Origin of the sequence: Rathayibacter sp. VKM Ac-2801, assembly GCF_009834245.1 — a bacterium.
Taxonomy (GTDB): Bacteria; Actinomycetota; Actinomycetes; order Actinomycetales; family Microbacteriaceae; genus Rathayibacter.
The window spans coordinates 355678-370604 of sequence record NZ_CP047183.1; the positions used below are offsets into that span (position 1 = coordinate 355678).

Below are 14927 nucleotides of genomic sequence, written 5' to 3' on the forward strand. Positions count from 1 at the left end.
CGGGAGGCCGCCTGCTCTCAGCCGACGTCGTGCGGCGTCAGCGCGTGAGCCCCGCCGCGGCCGAGCCCCAGGAGGCCAGCGCGGTCCGTGTGCGCTCGTCGCGCGCGAGCGTCAGCGCCTCCGAGTAGCCTTCCTCCAGTACCTCATCGAGCCGCACCCGCGCGCCCGTCTCGGAGGAGCGGACCGCCGCCTCCACCATCGCCAGGCTCCGCACGTTCGAGTGCACCTCGCCCGAGGGCACCGCCCCCGAGCCCAGCACCCGCACGAACTCCGCGAGCGAGCCCGCGATCTCCTCGGGCACCGGCTCGAGCGAGGCGGTCTGCACCGCCTCCGACTCGCGCGACTGCCACTCCGGAGCGCCGTCGCCGTCCCAGTGCGCCGTGCCGCCGGCGCCGTTCACGCGCCAGTCGCCGTTCCACGAGGTCTCGAGGCCGTCGGCACACCAGCTGCCGGTGTAGCTGAAGCGCACTCCGCCGGCGAACTCGAACACGGCGCTCGCCGCGGCTCCGTCGGCGTACCAGCTCCAGCCCGGGTTGTACTCCTCGCAGTAGACCGCGACCGGGTCGCTGTCGAGCAGGTACCGCGCCGCGTCGAAGGCGTGGATCGCCATGTCGACCAGGAGCACGTGGTCCATCTCGTCGCGGAAGCCGCCGAAGCGGGGCGCCTTCGCGAAGTGCACGGAGGCGGTGCCCAGCTGCCCGAGCCCCGCGATCTGCTCGCGGAAGGCGGTGATCGCCGCGTAGTAGCGGCGCGACTGGCTGGTCATCAGGAGCCGGCCCGAGGCCTCGGCCGTCGCCGCGAGCACCAGCGCCTCGGCGATGGTCGGCGCGATCGGCTTCTCCGAGAGCACGGGCAGCCCGGCGAACAGCGCCTCCGAGCTGACGGGCAGGTGCGCGCGCGGCACGGTCACGTTGACCACGGCGTCGGCGCCGGAGCGCGCGGCGACCTCGGCGACGGAGGTGCCGACCGCGACCGGGCCGACCCCCTCCTCCTCCGCCGCCGCCGTGGCGAGGTCGACGTCGAGGTCGACCAGGCCGACGAGCTCGGCGTCCGGGGAGTCACGGATGGTGCGGATCCAGGCGCGGCCCATCGCGCCGGCGCCGACCTGGACGAGGCGGACCGTCATCGGACGAGCGCTCCCTCGTAGTCCTGGCCGTTGTGGAAGTCCTCGATCTCGTAGCGCTGCAGCACCGGGAGGCGGCGCTCGGGGCGCGAGGAGCGTACCCACTCGACGCCGTTCGCGATCACGCGGCGCACCTCGGCCTGGTGGTAGACGGGGTAGTCCTGGTCGCCGGGCGAGAAGAAGAAGATGCGCCCGTGGCCGCGCTTCCAGGTCATGCCGGAGCGGAAGACCTCGCCGCCCGTGAAGGTCGAGAGGAACACGAGCTCGTCCGGCGCAGGCACGTCGAAGAACTCGCCGTACATCTCCTGCTGCGGGATCACGAAGGGGTGCGGGATCCCCTGGGCGATGGGGTGGGTGGGGTCGACGGTCCAGACCAGCTCGCGGTCCTGCTCCGAGCGCCAGCGCAGGGTGCAGGTGGTGCCCATGAGCTTGCCGAAGATCTTCGACCAGTGGCCGGAGTGCAGGACGACGAGGCCCATGCCCGAGAGGACGTGGCGCTGGACGCGCTCGACGATCTCGTCGGAGACGTCGCCGTGGGCCATGTGGCCCCACCAGACGAGGACGTCGGTGGCGTCGAGGACGTCCTCGGTGAGGCCGTGCTCGGGCTCGTCGAGCGTGGTGGTGGAGACGGTGGCGCGCTCGCCGAGGTTCTCGCGGATCCCGTCGGCGATCGTGCTGTGCATGCCGTCGGGGTAGATCGCGCGGACCTTCTCCTCGATCTGCTCATGGCGGTTCTCGCCCCAGACGAGGACGCGGACGGGGGAGGAGGGTGTGGTCACGGTGTTCCTTCTTCGACGGTGGAGACGGTGCGGCAGTGGGCGGCCCGACACGGGGTTAACCGCTTTACCGGCCGCGTCTCCTAGGATGCGGGAGACGTCCGCCCCGCGTCAACCACGGCCGGGCGGCGCGAGCGGAGGAGGCGCGGTGGCCACGATGAGGGACGTCGCGCGCCTCGCGGGGGTCTCGATCGCGACGGTCTCGTTCGTGGTCAACGACACCAAGCCCGTCTCGCCCGAGACCCGCGAGCGGGTGCGGGCGGCGATGCGCGAGCTCGGCTTCCGGCCGCACGCCCTGGCCCGCGCCCTCGCGCGGCGCCGCTCCGGGATCGTCGCGGTCGTCTATCCGCTCGTCTCGAGCCGACCCCTGAACACCGCCACCTCGTTCCTGCTCGGAGCCGCCGAGGCCGCGGCGGAGCAGGACCACTCGATCGTCCTGTGGCCGACGGTCGGCGGCTCCGACCGCCTCGCCGACCTGCGTGCGGACGGACTGATCGACGGCGTCGTGCTCATGCAGGTCACCAGCGAGGACGAGCGCGTGCCGGTCCTGCGCGACTCCGGCACGCCCTTCGCCCTGATCGGGCGCACCCGCGACCCGTCGGCCCTCGACTGGGTCGACATCGACTTCGAGGGGATGGTCGAGGAGGCGCTCGGCCGGCTCGCCGGTCTGGGGCACGAGCGGGTGGCGCTCGTGCTCGGCCCGGACCGCGACGCCGCGGCCGACTTCGGCCCCTACGCGCGCACCCAGGAGGCGTTCGCGCTCGCCTGCGCGGCCCGCGGGGTCGAGGGCGTGCTGCTGCGCTGCGAGGAGTCGCCCGCCGGCGGCCGCACCCTCGCCCGCTCGTTCGACCCCGGCTCCGCGACCGCCGTGGTGATCGTCAACGGGGGCGCCGCCGTCGGGTTCGCGCACGAGGTGCGGCACCGCGGCCTGCGCGTGCCCGAGGACCTCTCGATCGTGCTGCTCGCCTCCGACCCCGACGTCGCCGACCTGGCCGACCCGGCGCTCGACCTGCTCGTCGCGCCCGGCCGGGAGCTCGGCCGCCGCGGAGTGGAGGCGCTGCTCGCCCGCCTCTCCGACCCCGCCGCGCCGCTCCTCCAGGAGCGCATCGGCGGCCCGTGGCGCCCCGGCGGCTCGGTCGCCCCTCCGCGCTGACGGCCGACGCCCGCTCTCGCCCTCCCTCCACCTCGAGACGCCGCCGTCTGCGCCGAGCCGTCCTTCTGTCGGCGGTGTCTCGGCGAGGGGATGGTGTCTGGGCGGCGTTGGCTTGCCGAGCCGTCGCAACCGATGCCGAGACGTCCCGCTGTCGGGGAGGTGTGGGGGAGGGAGAGGGAGAGGTGACTGGGCGCTGACGGCCCGCCGAGACAGCGCGGTCGACGCCGAGACGTCCCTCCGTCAGCGGCGTCTCGGCCAGGGAGGGGTGTCTCGGCGAGCGAGCGAGCGAGCGGGCGGCAGCCGGTGCTGACGTCCGCCGCATCGCGCTACGGCACGATCGAGTCGATGTAGCCGCCGTCGACGCGCACCGCGGCGCCCGTGGTGGCCGAGGCGAGCGGGGAGGCGAGGTACGCCACCATCTGGGCGATCTCCTCCGGCTCGATGAGGCGCTTCAGCAGCGACTGGGGCCGGTGCAGGCGCATGAACTCGCGCTGCGCCTCCTCCCACGGCAGCTCGCGGTCGACCAGCTCGTAGACGAAGTCCTCGACGCCGCCCGTGTGGGTCGGCCCGGCGAGCACGCTGTTCACCGTCACCCCGGTGCCGGCGGCCGCCTTGGCGAAGCCGCGCGAGACGCCCAGCAGCGCCGTCTTCGACATTCCGTAGTGGATCATCTCGGCGGGCGTGACGACGGCGGAGTCGCTGCCGATGTAGAGGACGCGGCCCCACTCGCGCTCCATCATCCCGGGGAGGTAGGCGCGGGTCAGGCGCACGCCGGTGAGCACGTTGACCTCGAAGTAGCGGCGCCACTCCGCGTCGTCGATGGAGAGCGGATCGGCGGACCCGAAGATCCCGAGGTTGTTGACGAGCACGTCCACGTCGGCGGCCGCGCGCAGGAGGGAGGCGGTGCCCTTCTCCGTCGACACGTCGGCCGCGACTCCGCGCACCCGTGCCTCCGGCACCGCTGCGCCGACGGCCTCGATCGCGCGGCGGATCGACCGCTCGGAGCGGGCGTTCACGATCACCTCGGCCCCCGCCTCCGCGAGCGTCGTCGCGATGGCCAGCCCGATGCCCTGCCCCGACCCCGTGACGAGGGCCGTGCGCCCGGTGAGATCCAACCCGATCATGCTGCTCCGCTCCGCGCCGCCGCCCGCCGGCAGTGCTCGGGGTCGAGCATGCCACCGAGCCCTGACATCCGGTCCACTCCCGGCTGAGGACGCCCGCGGGTCGCCGCCGCGTCGCCCGGCACAGCGGAGACCGTTGCCAACCGGACACTCGTGCGTTACGGTCTTATCAATCGGCAATACGTATTACCCGCGAGTAGTAGACCGATGACCCAGACTGTCGACGAGGACGAGGCGGACGCGTGACCCCGATGCAAGCAGATGTCGCCGTGATCGGCGGCGGCCTCGGAGGAGTGGCGGCGGCGATCGCCCTCGCCCGCAACGGCCTCTCGGTCGTGCTGACCGAGCAGTACCCGTGGCTGGGCGGCCAGCTCACCTCTCAGGGCGTCCCGCCGGACGAGCACACCTGGGTCGAGCAGTTCGGCGTCACCGCCGACTACCGGCGCCTCCGCGACGGCATCCGCGGCTACTACCGCCGCAACTACCCTCTCACCGCCGAGGCGATGCGCGACGAGCGCCTGAACCCCGGCCGCGGACTCGTGAGCCGGCTCTGCGCCGAGCCCCGCGTGGCCGTCGCCGTGCTCGACGAGATGCTCGCCCCCTACCGCTCGAGCGGAGCGATCCGCGTCGTCACGGGCGTCGTCCCCTTCGCCGTCGACGGCGGCCCGGGCCGGATCGAGCGCGTCCTGCTGCGCGACGCGGTCTCGGGCGAGGAGCTCGCCGTCTCCGGGCGGTACGTGGTCGACGCGACCGAGACGGGGGAGCTGCTCCCCCTCGCGGAGGTCGACTACGTCACGGGCTCCGAGTCGCGCGACGAGCACGGCGAGCCCAGCGCTCCCGCCGTCGCCGACCCGATGAACGTGCAGGCCGTCACCTGGTGCTTCGGCTTCGACAGCGCGGACGGCGACCACACCATCGAGCGCCCGGCCGACTACGACTACTGGCACGAGTACGAGGTGCCCTTCTGGGGCGGGAAGCTCCTCTCCTTCACCGCGCCGAACCCGAGGACGCTGCGCCCCGAGACCCGCACGATGCACGTGAACGCCGTGGGCGACACCCGCACGGCCGACCAGCGCGCGCAGGGCGGGGACACCGACCTCTGGATGTTCCGCCGCATCCTCGCGACCGAGACCCTCCGGCCGGGCGCGCTCGACAGCGACATCGTCCTCGCGAACTGGCCGATGCTCGACTACCTCGACAGCTCGATCCTCGACGTGCCGCAGCCGGAGAAGCACCTCGCCGGCGCCCGCGCGCTCTCGCTCTCGTACTTCTACTGGCTCCAGACCGAGGCGCCCCGGCCCGACGGCGGCCGCGGCTGGCCCGGGCTCCGGCTCCGCGGCGACGTGATGGGCACCGCCGACGGCCTCGCGCAGGCCCCCTACATCCGCGAGTCCCGCCGGATCCGCGCGCTCACCACCGTGCGCGAGCAGGACGTCTCCGTCGCCGCCCGTGGGACGGGGAGCCCCGCGCGCTTCGACGACTCCGTCGGCGTGGGCATGTACCGGATCGACCTGCACCCGACCACCGGGGGCGACAACTACCTCGACGTGGAGTGCTCGCCGTTCGAGATCCCGCTCGGCGCGCTCGTCCCGCGCACCCCGACGAACCTGCTGCCCGGGGGCAAGAACATCGGGACGACGCACATCACCAACGGCGCGTACCGCCTGCACCCCGTGGAGTGGAACATCGGCGAGGCCGTCGGCGAGCTGGCGGCCCTCGCCCTCGCCGAGGACCTGTCGCCCCACGAGATCGCCGCTGACCCCGCCCTCGTCGCCCGCCTGCAGGCGCGGCTCGAGTCGCGCGGCGTAGAGACCCACTGGCCCGACGTCGTCGGGTACTGACCGGGAACACCGAGAAGACCATTGGAGAAAGAGAGACGATGAGACCAGCGAAGAAGCTGATGGCCTCGCTCGCCGCAGTCGGAGTGATCGCCGCCCTCTCGGGCTGCGGCGCCGCCGGCGGCGGGGACGACTCAGCACCCGTCGCTCTGAGGATGTCCGTCTGGACCTCCGACGAGAAGCAGCTCGCCCTGTTCGACTCGATGGCCGACGAGTACATCGCCGACCACCCCGAGATCGAGTCCGTGACCTTCGAGTCCCTCCCGTTCGCGGACTACAACTCGACCCTGACCACGCAGGCCGCGGGCGGCAACGCCCCCGACCTCGCCTGGGTCGGCGACATCGCGAAGGACCTGATCGACGCCGGAGCGCTCGCTCCGCTGACCGAGACCTTCGAGGGGACCGAGGGCTACGAGTACGACGACATCCTGCCCAGCGTGGCGCAGTCGTTCAGCCAGGACGGCGAGCTCTACGCGTACCCGTTCTCCAACTCGCCGTTCGCGCTGTACGTGAACCAGGACCTCATCGCGCAGGCCGGGCAGACCGTCGACCCCGCGACGCTCAGCTGGGAGGACGTCGACCGCATCGGCGCTGCCGTGAACGCGTCGACCGGCAAGGCCGGCTACATCATCCGCGACTTCGACTTCTCGGGCTGGCTGAGCCTCGCGAACCTCTGGGCGGGCTGGGGAGCCCAGCCGTGGAGCGACGACGGGACCCAGTGCACGATGGACTCGCCCGAGATGGTGGAGGCGTTCCAGTTCTTCCACGACTCGGTCTACGTCAGCGGCGCGACCCCCGGACCCGGCGTGACGGCGGACTTCTTCGCCGGCGATGCCGCGTTCACGACCGCGCAGGTCTCGCGCGCGAGCCTGCTCGACGGCTCGTTCCCGTTCGAGATCTACCCGCTGCCCGTCGGCCCCGCCGGCGAGTACGGCAACATCGGGCAGGCCGGCATGGCCGTGCTCGCGGGCGGCGACCACGTGGAGGAGGCGACCGGCTTCCTCTCGTTCATGACCGACCCGGAGAACTCCGCCAAGCTCGCGCAGTTCTTCCCGCCGCCCCGCGAGTCGCTGCTGTCCGGTGAGGAGCTGGCGAAGGTCAACACCCGCCTCAGCGCCGAGCAGCTCGACCGCGTCGTGGTCGACGAGCTCGCCGACGTGTCCGCCACCCCTCCGGTGACGAGCCCCGCCGAGATCACCTCGGTCGGCAAGACGGCGCTCGACCGCATGTGGTCGCCCGACGCCGACGTCGCCGAGGTGCTCGGAGGCGTCTGCGACGCCATCGCGCCCGTCCTCCAGGGGAAGTGATCCCGTGACCGCGACCTCGACGGACAGCCGCCGATCCGCTCCCGCCGGCGCCTACTGGAACCTCCGGCGCCGCGACGCGCTCGCCGGCTGGCTCTTCATCGCGCCCCAGCTGCTCGGTGTGATCGTGTTCGTGCTGCTGCCCGTCGGGCTCGCGGTCTGGTTCAGCCTCAACGAGTGGAACGTCTTCACCGGCTCCATGACCTTCGTGGGCGGCGAGAACTACGAGCGGGCGATCAACGACCCGAGCATCGGAGCGGTGCTCGGCACCACCGCGGTCTTCTCCGGGGGAGTGGTCGTCCTGAACCTCGCCCTCGGGCTGGGCCTGGCCGTGCTGCTCAACCGGAGGATCCCGGGCGGCGCCCTGTTCCGCACGCTCTTCTTCTCGCCCGTCGTCATCTCGGTGGTCGCCTGGACCCTCGTCTGGGGCTTCCTCCTCCAGGACAACGGCGCGATCAACGGCCTGCTCTCGCTGGTCGGCCTCGACGGGCCGAACTGGCTCCAGGAGGGGCCCACCGCGATGGCGAGCGTCATCGTCACGCAGGTCATCCGCAGCGTCGGCGTCAACATGGTGCTCTTCCTCGCCGCGCTGCAGGGAGTGCCGGGCGACCTCTACGAGGCGGCCCGCCTCGACGGCGCGAGCCCCCGCGCGATCTTCTTCCGGATCACGCTGCCGCTCATCTCGCCCACCCTGCTCCTCACCGGCATCCTCACGATCGTCGGCTCGCTGCAGGCGTTCGCGCAGGTCGCCGTCCTGACCGAGGGCGGGCCCGAGCTGTCGACGACGGTGCTCGTCTACTACGTGTTCCAACAGGCCTTCGAGTTCAGCGACATCGGCTACGGCGCGACGCTCTCGCTGATGCTGCTCCTCTTCGTCCTGATCCTCACGGTCGTGCAGTGGCAGCTGCGCAAGAAATGGGTCTTCTATGAGAACTGACGCCGTCGTCGAGCAGGGGACCCCGCTCACGCCACGCCTCGAAGCCGTCCCGGAGCCGCCCGTCACGCGCCGCCGCGGCCGCAGCCCGCTGATGACCGCCCTGCTCGTCGTGACGCTGATCCTGCTCGTGCTGCCGTTCGCGGTGCCGACGTTCTGGATGATCGCCTCGTCGTTCAAGCCGGTGAACGAGATCTTCTCGAACCCGCCCACCCTGCTGCCGGACTCGCCGAGCCTGGCGGGCTACGCCGAGGCGTTCCGGTTCCAGCCGTTCGCGCTCCAGTACTGGAACAGCCTCTACATCGCGGTCACGGTCACCGTGGTGACGCTGCTGGTGTCGAGCCTGGCCGGCTACGCCTTCGCCCGGATCCCGTTCCCGGGACGCAACGCGGTGTTCCTCGTCGTCCTGACCGGCCTGCTGGTGCCGACGGAGGTGACGATCATCCCGCTGTTCCAGATCTTCCGGCAGCTCGGCTTCATCGACACCCACGTGCCGCTGCTGCTGGTGCCGATGGTGGGAGCGCCGGCGGTGCTGGGCACGTTCATCATGCGGCAGTACTTCATCGCGATGCCCGGCGAGCTCGAGGAGGCCGCGCGCCTGGACGGACTCGGCCGCTTCGGGATCTGGCGGCGCATCTTCCTGCCGCTGTCCAAGCCGGCGCTGTCGGCCGTCGCGATCCTCACCTTCCTCGGGTCCTGGAACATGTACCTCGAGCCGACGGTCTACCTGACCTCGCCCGAGCTGTTCACCCTGCCCCAGGCGCTCACCCGCTTCACCGACGCCTACGGCGGGGAGATGTGGGACGTGCAGCTCGCCGCGGCGACCATGACGGTCGTGCCCGTGCTGGCCGTGTTCCTCCTCGCTCAGCGGCAGTTCGTGGAAGGGCTCGCGCACTCCGGTCTGAAAGGCTGACCCGGTGTTCACGGATCGCCCCCTCGCCGCCCTCCGCGAGTTCCGGGCGGAGGTCGCGGAGCCCGACGACTTCGACACCTTCTGGCGGGCCACCCTCGCGCTCGGGCGGGAGGGCGGCTCCGCCGTGAGCGCCGCGCCGGTCGACGCGGGCCTCCCGCTGGTCCGGGTGCAGGACGTGCGGTTCCCCGGCTTCGCGGGCGAGCCGATCGCGGCCTGGCTGGTGACCCCCGCGGTCGACCCGGGCGTCCCACTCCCCGTGGTCATCGAGTACCCGGGCTACGGCAGCGGTCGCGGCCGGCCGATCGAGCACCTGTGGGTCGCGGCCGCCGGGTACGCGCACCTGGTCGTCGACGCGCGCGGCCAGGGCGCCGGCCGCCTGGCCCGCTCCGGAGCCACCCCCGACCCCCACGGCAGCGGGCCGGCGTACCCGGGCGTGATGACGCGCGGGATCGAGTCGCCCGAGACCTACTACTACCGCCGCCTGATCGCGGACGCGGCGCTCGCCGTCGACGCCGTGGAGGCGCTCCCCGGGCTCGACCCCGACCGCATGGCGGTCTTCGGCGGCAGCCAGGGCGGAGCACTCGCCACCGCCGCGGCGGCGCTGCGCCCCCGAGTGCGCGCCGCGATCGCCCTGGTGCCGTTCCTCTCCGACGTCCTGCGCGCCACGACGATCACGAACGAGGCGCCCTCCGTGGAGATCGCCCGCTACCTGGCGACCCGCCCCGAGGACCTCGCCGCCGTCGAGCGGACCCTCTCCTACGTCGACGGCGTGCACTTCTCGCGGCGCCTGCACTGCCGGGTCCACCGCTCGGTCGGGCTCATGGATCCGATCTGCCCGCCCTCGACGGTCTTCGCCTCCCACAACGTCTCCGGCGGCGAGACGTCGATCGACGTGTGGCCGTACAGCGGCCACGAGGGCGGCGGGGTCGGCGACCGGGAGCGGGCGCTGGAGGTGCTGCGGGAGGCGCTGGGGTGAGGCGGGCGGCGGCGGGCCGGGTGGCGGCGCACCGGCGAGCGGGTAGGCTCCCGCCGTGCCGAGCCGCGATCAGATCCTGAGCTTCGAGGAGACCCCGCGGCCGCCCGGGAAGAGCCCGTGGGTCGTCCCGCCGACGCCGTCCGCCATCGAGGTCGTCGAGTACGACCCGGAGTGGCCGACGATCGCAGAGCGGGTCGTCCGCGGGCTGAGGGCAGCCCTGGGTCTGCGGGCCCTCCGCATCGAGCACGTCGGGTCGACAGCGGTCCCCGGCCTCGCCGCCAAGCCGGTCATCGATCTCGACCTCACCGTCGCTGATCCCGGCGACGAGCGGGGCTGGCTGCCGCCGCTGCAGGAGGCGGGGTACGTCCTGACCGTCCGCGAGCCGTGGTGGCACGAGCACCGCCTCCTCCAGCGCCGCTCCGGTGAGCATCCCGCGGTCAACCTCCACGTCTTCGGACCGGACAGCCCCGAGTCGGTCAAGCACGCCGTGTTCCGCGAGTGGCTGCGCGCCGACCCGGCCGATCGGGAGCTCTACGCCGAGGCCAAGCGCTCCGCCGCGGCCGGACCCGACCAGCGGGTGATGGACTACAACGCGCGCAAGCAGGCCGCGATCCGGGACATCTACCAGCGGGCCTTCACAGCGGCCGGATTCCTGCCCTGAGGCGCCGGGCGCCGAGGGGTCCGGCGGCCGCTCACGGGACCTCCGCCTCCTCCGTCCCGAGCCGCATCGCCAGCTCCATGGCGCGCAGGCGGGCCGGGGAGACGTCGTAGGGCAGGCTCCGGATGATCTCGCCCGCCCTCCTGCCGGTCGGGCCCTGCACCGCTCCGGGTGCCGGGGCGGGGTCCTCGGGCGGGTGCGCCTCGTCCCAGGCGTCGAAGATCGCGTCGTCCTCCTCGAGCTGGCCGGACTCCTCGATGACGCGCATCAGCCGGGTCTCGAAGGCGTACCGCTCCTGCGCCACCTCCTCCACACGGGGATCGTCGAGGGCGACCGTGTCGTCGAGGGCCTCCTCGGCGGCGTCGACGCGGTCGGCCTCGGCGCGCAGGGCCGGATCGGCGGCCAGGACGACGAAGCGGCCGGCCTGGGAGACGGCGCCCAGCGGGCCGAACATCCGCTCGGTGACCAGCAGGGTGTCGAGGTCCGCCTGGCGCAGCGAGCCCTCGGGTGCGCCCTCGAGGCGGCGCGAGACGATGTCGTCGAGCAGCCCCAGCCGACCGCCGAGCGCCCGCATCCGCCGCACCGAGGCCCGCTTCCGCTGCAGCTCCGCCTCCTGGGCGGCGAGCGCCTCGTCCAGCCGCGCGAGGACGCCTGCGACCTCGTCTTCGCGGTCGGCGCGCTTCTCGGCGCTGCCCGGGGCGCCGACGGCGAAGGCGTCCCGGATGTCCTCGAGCGCGACCCCGGCATCGGCCAGGCGGCGGATCCAGAGCAGCCGGATGATGTCGTCGTACCCGTAGCGCCGGCGGCCGTCGCCGCCCCGCTCGCGCTCGGCGAGCAGGCCGAGCCGGTGGTAGTGGCGGATCGCCCGCGGAGTGACGCCGGCGAACGCGGCGGCGTCGCCGATCTGCACTTCGCGGGGCGGGGCGGGGAACGGGTGCATGAGGGACCTCTCGGATCGGGACGGTGTGCCTCGAGCAGACCACATGACGCAGGGGCAGGAGCAAGCCGACCCGGCCTGCTCCCACCCCTGCGTCCGCGCTCAGCGCGCCAGGCGCACCGTCGCGATCTCGAACGGACGCAGCTCGAGCCGCACATCGGCCGACTCTGCCTCGACGGAGCTCTCGATGCGGACCTGCTCGGTCGGGCGCTCCATCAGGTCGGTGCGGGTGACCGTGCGGACGGCGAAGGCGGCGCGAAGGGTCGCCGTGGCGCGGCGGCCGAGCGACTCGTAGAGCCGCACGATCACGTCGCCGCTCCCGTCGTCCGCCGCCTTCACGGCCTCGACGATCACCGAGGGGTCGTCGATCGACACCAGGGGAGCGACGGGCGAGGCGCCGGTGAGCCTGCGGACCGGGGCGTTCAGCGCGTAGCCGGCCTCGACGGCGTCGGGCAGCTCGGCGCCGACGACGAGCGAGACGGCGAGGCGGTGGCGGCCCTGGTCTGCGTCCGGGTCCGGGAACAGCGGCGCGCGCAGGAGCGAGAGCCGGACCGTGGTCGTCGGGGTGCCGGCCGCGGCGCGGTCGCGGGTGATGTCGTGCCCGTAGGTGGAGTCGTTGACGACGGCGACGCCGAAGCCCGGCTCTCCGACGTGCACCCAGCGGTGCGCGACGGTCTCGAAGCGGGCGGCGTCCCACGTCGTGTTCACGTGGGTCGGGCGGTGCACGTGGCCGAACTGGATCTCGGACGTCGCCCGGTCCGAGAGCAGGTCGAGCGGGAAGGCGAGCTTGAGCAGCTTGCGGCGCTCGTGCCAGTCGATGTCGAGGTCGAGGTCGACGGCCGCCCGGCCGATCTGCAGCGAGACGGTCTGCGCGACCGTGGAGCCGCCGAACGAGCGCGTGATCACGACCGCCGGGACCTCGCGGCCGAGCGGGTCGGTCACGGTGCCGGCGCGGACCGAGTCGACGCCGACGAGGTCCTCCACCGTGCGGCGGTAGTTGTCGTCGAGGTCCCAGGCGTCCCACTTGTTCGGGGTGTCGCGGTGGAGCTGGAGGAGCCCCGCGGCGGCGCCGGCGGGCACGACCTCCCGGCCGCTCGCGAGGTCCACGACCGACTCGAGGAGCCCGGAGGCGCCGATCCGCACGCGGACGAGCCCGTTGTCGAGGACGTGCGCGTCACCGTCGGCGGAGAGCGTCGGAACGGCGGCCGACTCGGAGTCCCCGGCCGGTGCCGCGCCCAGCGCGGGCACTCCTCCGACCGCGAAGGGGGAGGAGTTCACCAGCAGCTCCGCGGAGCCCTCGCCGGCGAGGACGCGGACCGCCTCGGCGATCATCTCCTCGATCCGCTGCGCGATGCGGGCGTAGTTCTCCTCCGCCTCGCGGTGGACCCAGGCGATGGAGGTGCCGGGCAGGATGTCGTGGAACTGCTGCAGGAGGACCGTCCGCCACATCTCGCGCAGCTCGTCGGCCGGGTACGGGACCCCGGCACGGACGAGGGCCGTGGTCGCCCACAGCTCGATCTCGCGGAGCAGGTGCTCGCTGCGGCGGTTGCCCTGCTTGGTGCGCGCCTGCGACGTGTAGGTGCCGCGGTGGAACTCGAGGTAGAGCTCACCGGACCAGGTGGGCGCGTCGGGGTACTCGGCCTGCGCCTCCTCGAAGAAGCGGCGGGGCGTCGACAGCTCGACGGTCGGCGAGCCCTCGAGGCTGCGCGTGCGGCGGGCGGCCGCGATCATCTCGCGGTTGGGGCCTCCGCCTCCGTCGCCGTAGCCGAAGGGCACGAGCGACATCGTGCCGCTGCCCTTCTCGGCGTACTGGCGCTCGGCGCGGGCGAGGTCCTCGCCCGAGAGGTCGGAGTTGTAGAGGTCGACGGGCGGGAAGTGCGTGAACACGCGGGTGCCGTCGATGCCCTCCCACCAGAAGGTGTGGTGGGGCATCGTGTTGGTCTCGTTCCACGAGATCTTCTGCGTGAGGAACCAGCGCCCGCCCGCTCCGGCGATGATCTGCGGCAGCGCGGCGGAGTACCCGAAGGAGTCCGGAAGCCAGACCTCCTCCGTGTCGATCCCGAACTCGTCGAGGAAGAAGCGCTTGCCCTCGAGCAGCTGGCGCACGAGCGCCTCGCCGCCGGGCATGTTCGTGTCCGACTCGACCCACATCCCGCCGACCGGCACGAAGCGGCCCGCGAGCACGTGGCCGCGGACGCGCTCGAACAGCTCCGGGTGGTCGCGCTTCAGCCACGCGTACTGCTGCGCGGAGGAGGCGGCGAAGACGAAGCCCTCCTCGCGCTCGATCAGGTCGCAGACGTTCGAGAACGTGCGGGCCACCTTGCGGGCGGTCTCGCGGGCGGGCCAGAGCCAGGCGGAGTCGATGTGGGCGTGGCCGACGGCGTGCAGGTGGTGCGCGCTGGCCGAGGCGGGGCGCTCGAGGACCGTCCGCAGCCCCTCCCGGCCGGCGGCGGCGGTGCCGGACACGTCGTCAGGATCGAGCAGGTCGACAGCGCGGTCGAGGGCGCGCACGATCTCGGCGCGGCGCTGGGATGACTCGGGCAGCTGCCCGATCAGTCCGACGAGCACGGCCATGTCCTGCTCCAGCTCCCAGACCTCCCGGTCGAGCAGTCCGAGCTCGAGGCGGCGGAGGCGGTAGAGCGGGTCGGACGGCAGGGCGCCGTCGGCGGGGCGGCCGCCGAGCGCCGTGGGAGTGAAGGACCAGTCGCCGGTGATGTTCGGGTTGGCGGCGGCCTCGATGTAGAGCTCGACCGTGCGGTCGCCCGCCTGGCGGCCGGGAAGCCGGTCGAGCGGCACCGACTGGTTGAACGGCTCGACGGCCTTCACGACCGTGCCGGTCGCGGTGAAGACGAGCCCCTCCGCCTCGAAGCCGGACTGGGCGCCGGTGTAGCCGAGGTCGACGACGAGCTCGGGCTCGCAGCCGTCGACGCCGACCCACGACGCGGGGATCTCGCCGCGCACGTGGAACCACACGGTGCCCCACGGGGCGCCCCACGGCTCCCCGATGCGGGCGGGCGCGTAGGACGCGCCGCGCGCCTGGTCGAAGGGGACCGGCTCGCCCGGAGCGGTCCACGACTCGATCCCGAGCGGCTCGACCGCCCGGTAGATCGCCGGCCGGAGGCTCTCGGCGCGGAAGCGGGCGATGCGGGCTTCGATGCGGGTGCTGTCGTCATGCATGCGTTCTGGTGCTCGAT

At 73.0% G+C, this 14927-nt stretch carries 12 protein-coding genes; 7 read left to right on the forward strand and 5 right to left on the reverse strand.

All coding sequences use genetic code 11. The features are described 5' to 3' along the window. Nucleotides 1-37 precede the first annotated feature (37 nt). Nucleotides 38-1126, reverse strand: coding sequence for a Gfo/Idh/MocA family oxidoreductase (locus GSU45_RS01620; RefSeq protein WP_159912150.1), 1089 nt, complete (start codon nucleotides 1124-1126; stop codon nucleotides 38-40). Then, nucleotides 1123-1902, reverse strand: coding sequence for a ThuA domain-containing protein (locus GSU45_RS01625; RefSeq protein ID WP_159912152.1), 780 nt, complete (start codon nucleotides 1900-1902; stop codon nucleotides 1123-1125). Before GSU45_RS01625 ends, GSU45_RS01620 begins: the two co-directional genes overlap by 4 nt. A 154-nt stretch (nucleotides 1903-2056) precedes the next feature. Here GSU45_RS01625 and GSU45_RS01630 point away from each other — a divergent pair, with 154 nt between their 5' ends. Then, nucleotides 2057-3052: a LacI family DNA-binding transcriptional regulator gene (locus tag GSU45_RS01630; protein WP_244248266.1), complete on the forward strand. Its 996-nt coding sequence runs from the start codon at nucleotides 2057-2059 to the stop codon at nucleotides 3050-3052. A gap of 326 nt (nucleotides 3053-3378) precedes the next feature. Here GSU45_RS01630 and GSU45_RS01635 read toward each other — a convergent pair whose 3' ends face one another. Beyond that, entirely contained in the window at nucleotides 3379-4173 is a 795-nt protein-coding gene (locus tag GSU45_RS01635) for an SDR family oxidoreductase (RefSeq protein ID WP_159916774.1), read from the reverse strand. Nucleotides 4174-4424: 251 nt separating this feature from the next. Between GSU45_RS01635 and GSU45_RS01640 the strand changes: the two genes are divergently transcribed. Genes GSU45_RS01640 through GSU45_RS01665 form a run of 6 tightly spaced genes read left to right on the forward strand, consistent with a single transcriptional unit; the run spans nucleotide 4425 to nucleotide 10799 of the window. Then, the gene (locus GSU45_RS01640) at nucleotides 4425-6014 is read left to right on the forward strand and encodes an FAD-dependent oxidoreductase (protein WP_159916777.1); all 1590 of its coding nucleotides are present in this window, start codon (nucleotides 4425-4427) and stop codon (nucleotides 6012-6014) included. Between the two features lie 38 nt (nucleotides 6015-6052). Continuing rightward, complete coding sequence (locus tag GSU45_RS01645; protein WP_159912156.1) at nucleotides 6053-7318, forward strand: sugar ABC transporter substrate-binding protein; 1266 nt, start codon at nucleotides 6053-6055, stop codon at nucleotides 7316-7318. 4 nt (nucleotides 7319-7322) lie between these two features. Next, nucleotides 7323-8252 carry a sugar ABC transporter permease gene (locus GSU45_RS01650; protein ID WP_159912158.1) on the forward strand — a complete coding sequence of 310 codons (930 nt, stop codon included), beginning with the start codon at nucleotides 7323-7325 and terminating at the stop codon, nucleotides 8250-8252. After that, nucleotides 8242-9162 (forward strand): carbohydrate ABC transporter permease, encoded by a 921-nt coding sequence (locus tag GSU45_RS01655; RefSeq protein WP_244248176.1) that lies wholly within the window; start codon nucleotides 8242-8244, stop codon nucleotides 9160-9162. Before GSU45_RS01650 ends, GSU45_RS01655 begins: the two co-directional genes overlap by 11 nt. 4 nt (nucleotides 9163-9166) lie before the next feature. After that, a complete protein-coding gene (locus GSU45_RS01660) occupies nucleotides 9167-10138 on the forward strand; it encodes an acetylxylan esterase (protein ID WP_159912160.1) in 972 nt (323 codons plus the stop codon). A gap of 55 nt (nucleotides 10139-10193) precedes the next feature. Then, nucleotides 10194-10799, forward strand: a complete 606-nt coding sequence (locus GSU45_RS01665) for a GrpB family protein (protein ID WP_159912162.1) — start codon at nucleotides 10194-10196, stop codon at nucleotides 10797-10799. Nucleotides 10800-10830: 31 nt separating this feature from the next. Here GSU45_RS01665 and GSU45_RS01670 read toward each other — a convergent pair whose 3' ends face one another. Both GSU45_RS01670 and GSU45_RS01675 read right to left on the reverse strand, forming a co-directional pair. After that, entirely contained in the window at nucleotides 10831-11736 is a 906-nt protein-coding gene (locus tag GSU45_RS01670; protein WP_159912164.1) for a MerR family transcriptional regulator, read from the reverse strand. Between the two features lie 99 nt (nucleotides 11737-11835). Next, entirely contained in the window at nucleotides 11836-14910 is a 3075-nt protein-coding gene (locus GSU45_RS01675) for a glycoside hydrolase family 38 C-terminal domain-containing protein (protein WP_159912166.1), read from the reverse strand. Nucleotides 14911-14927 lie beyond the last annotated feature (17 nt).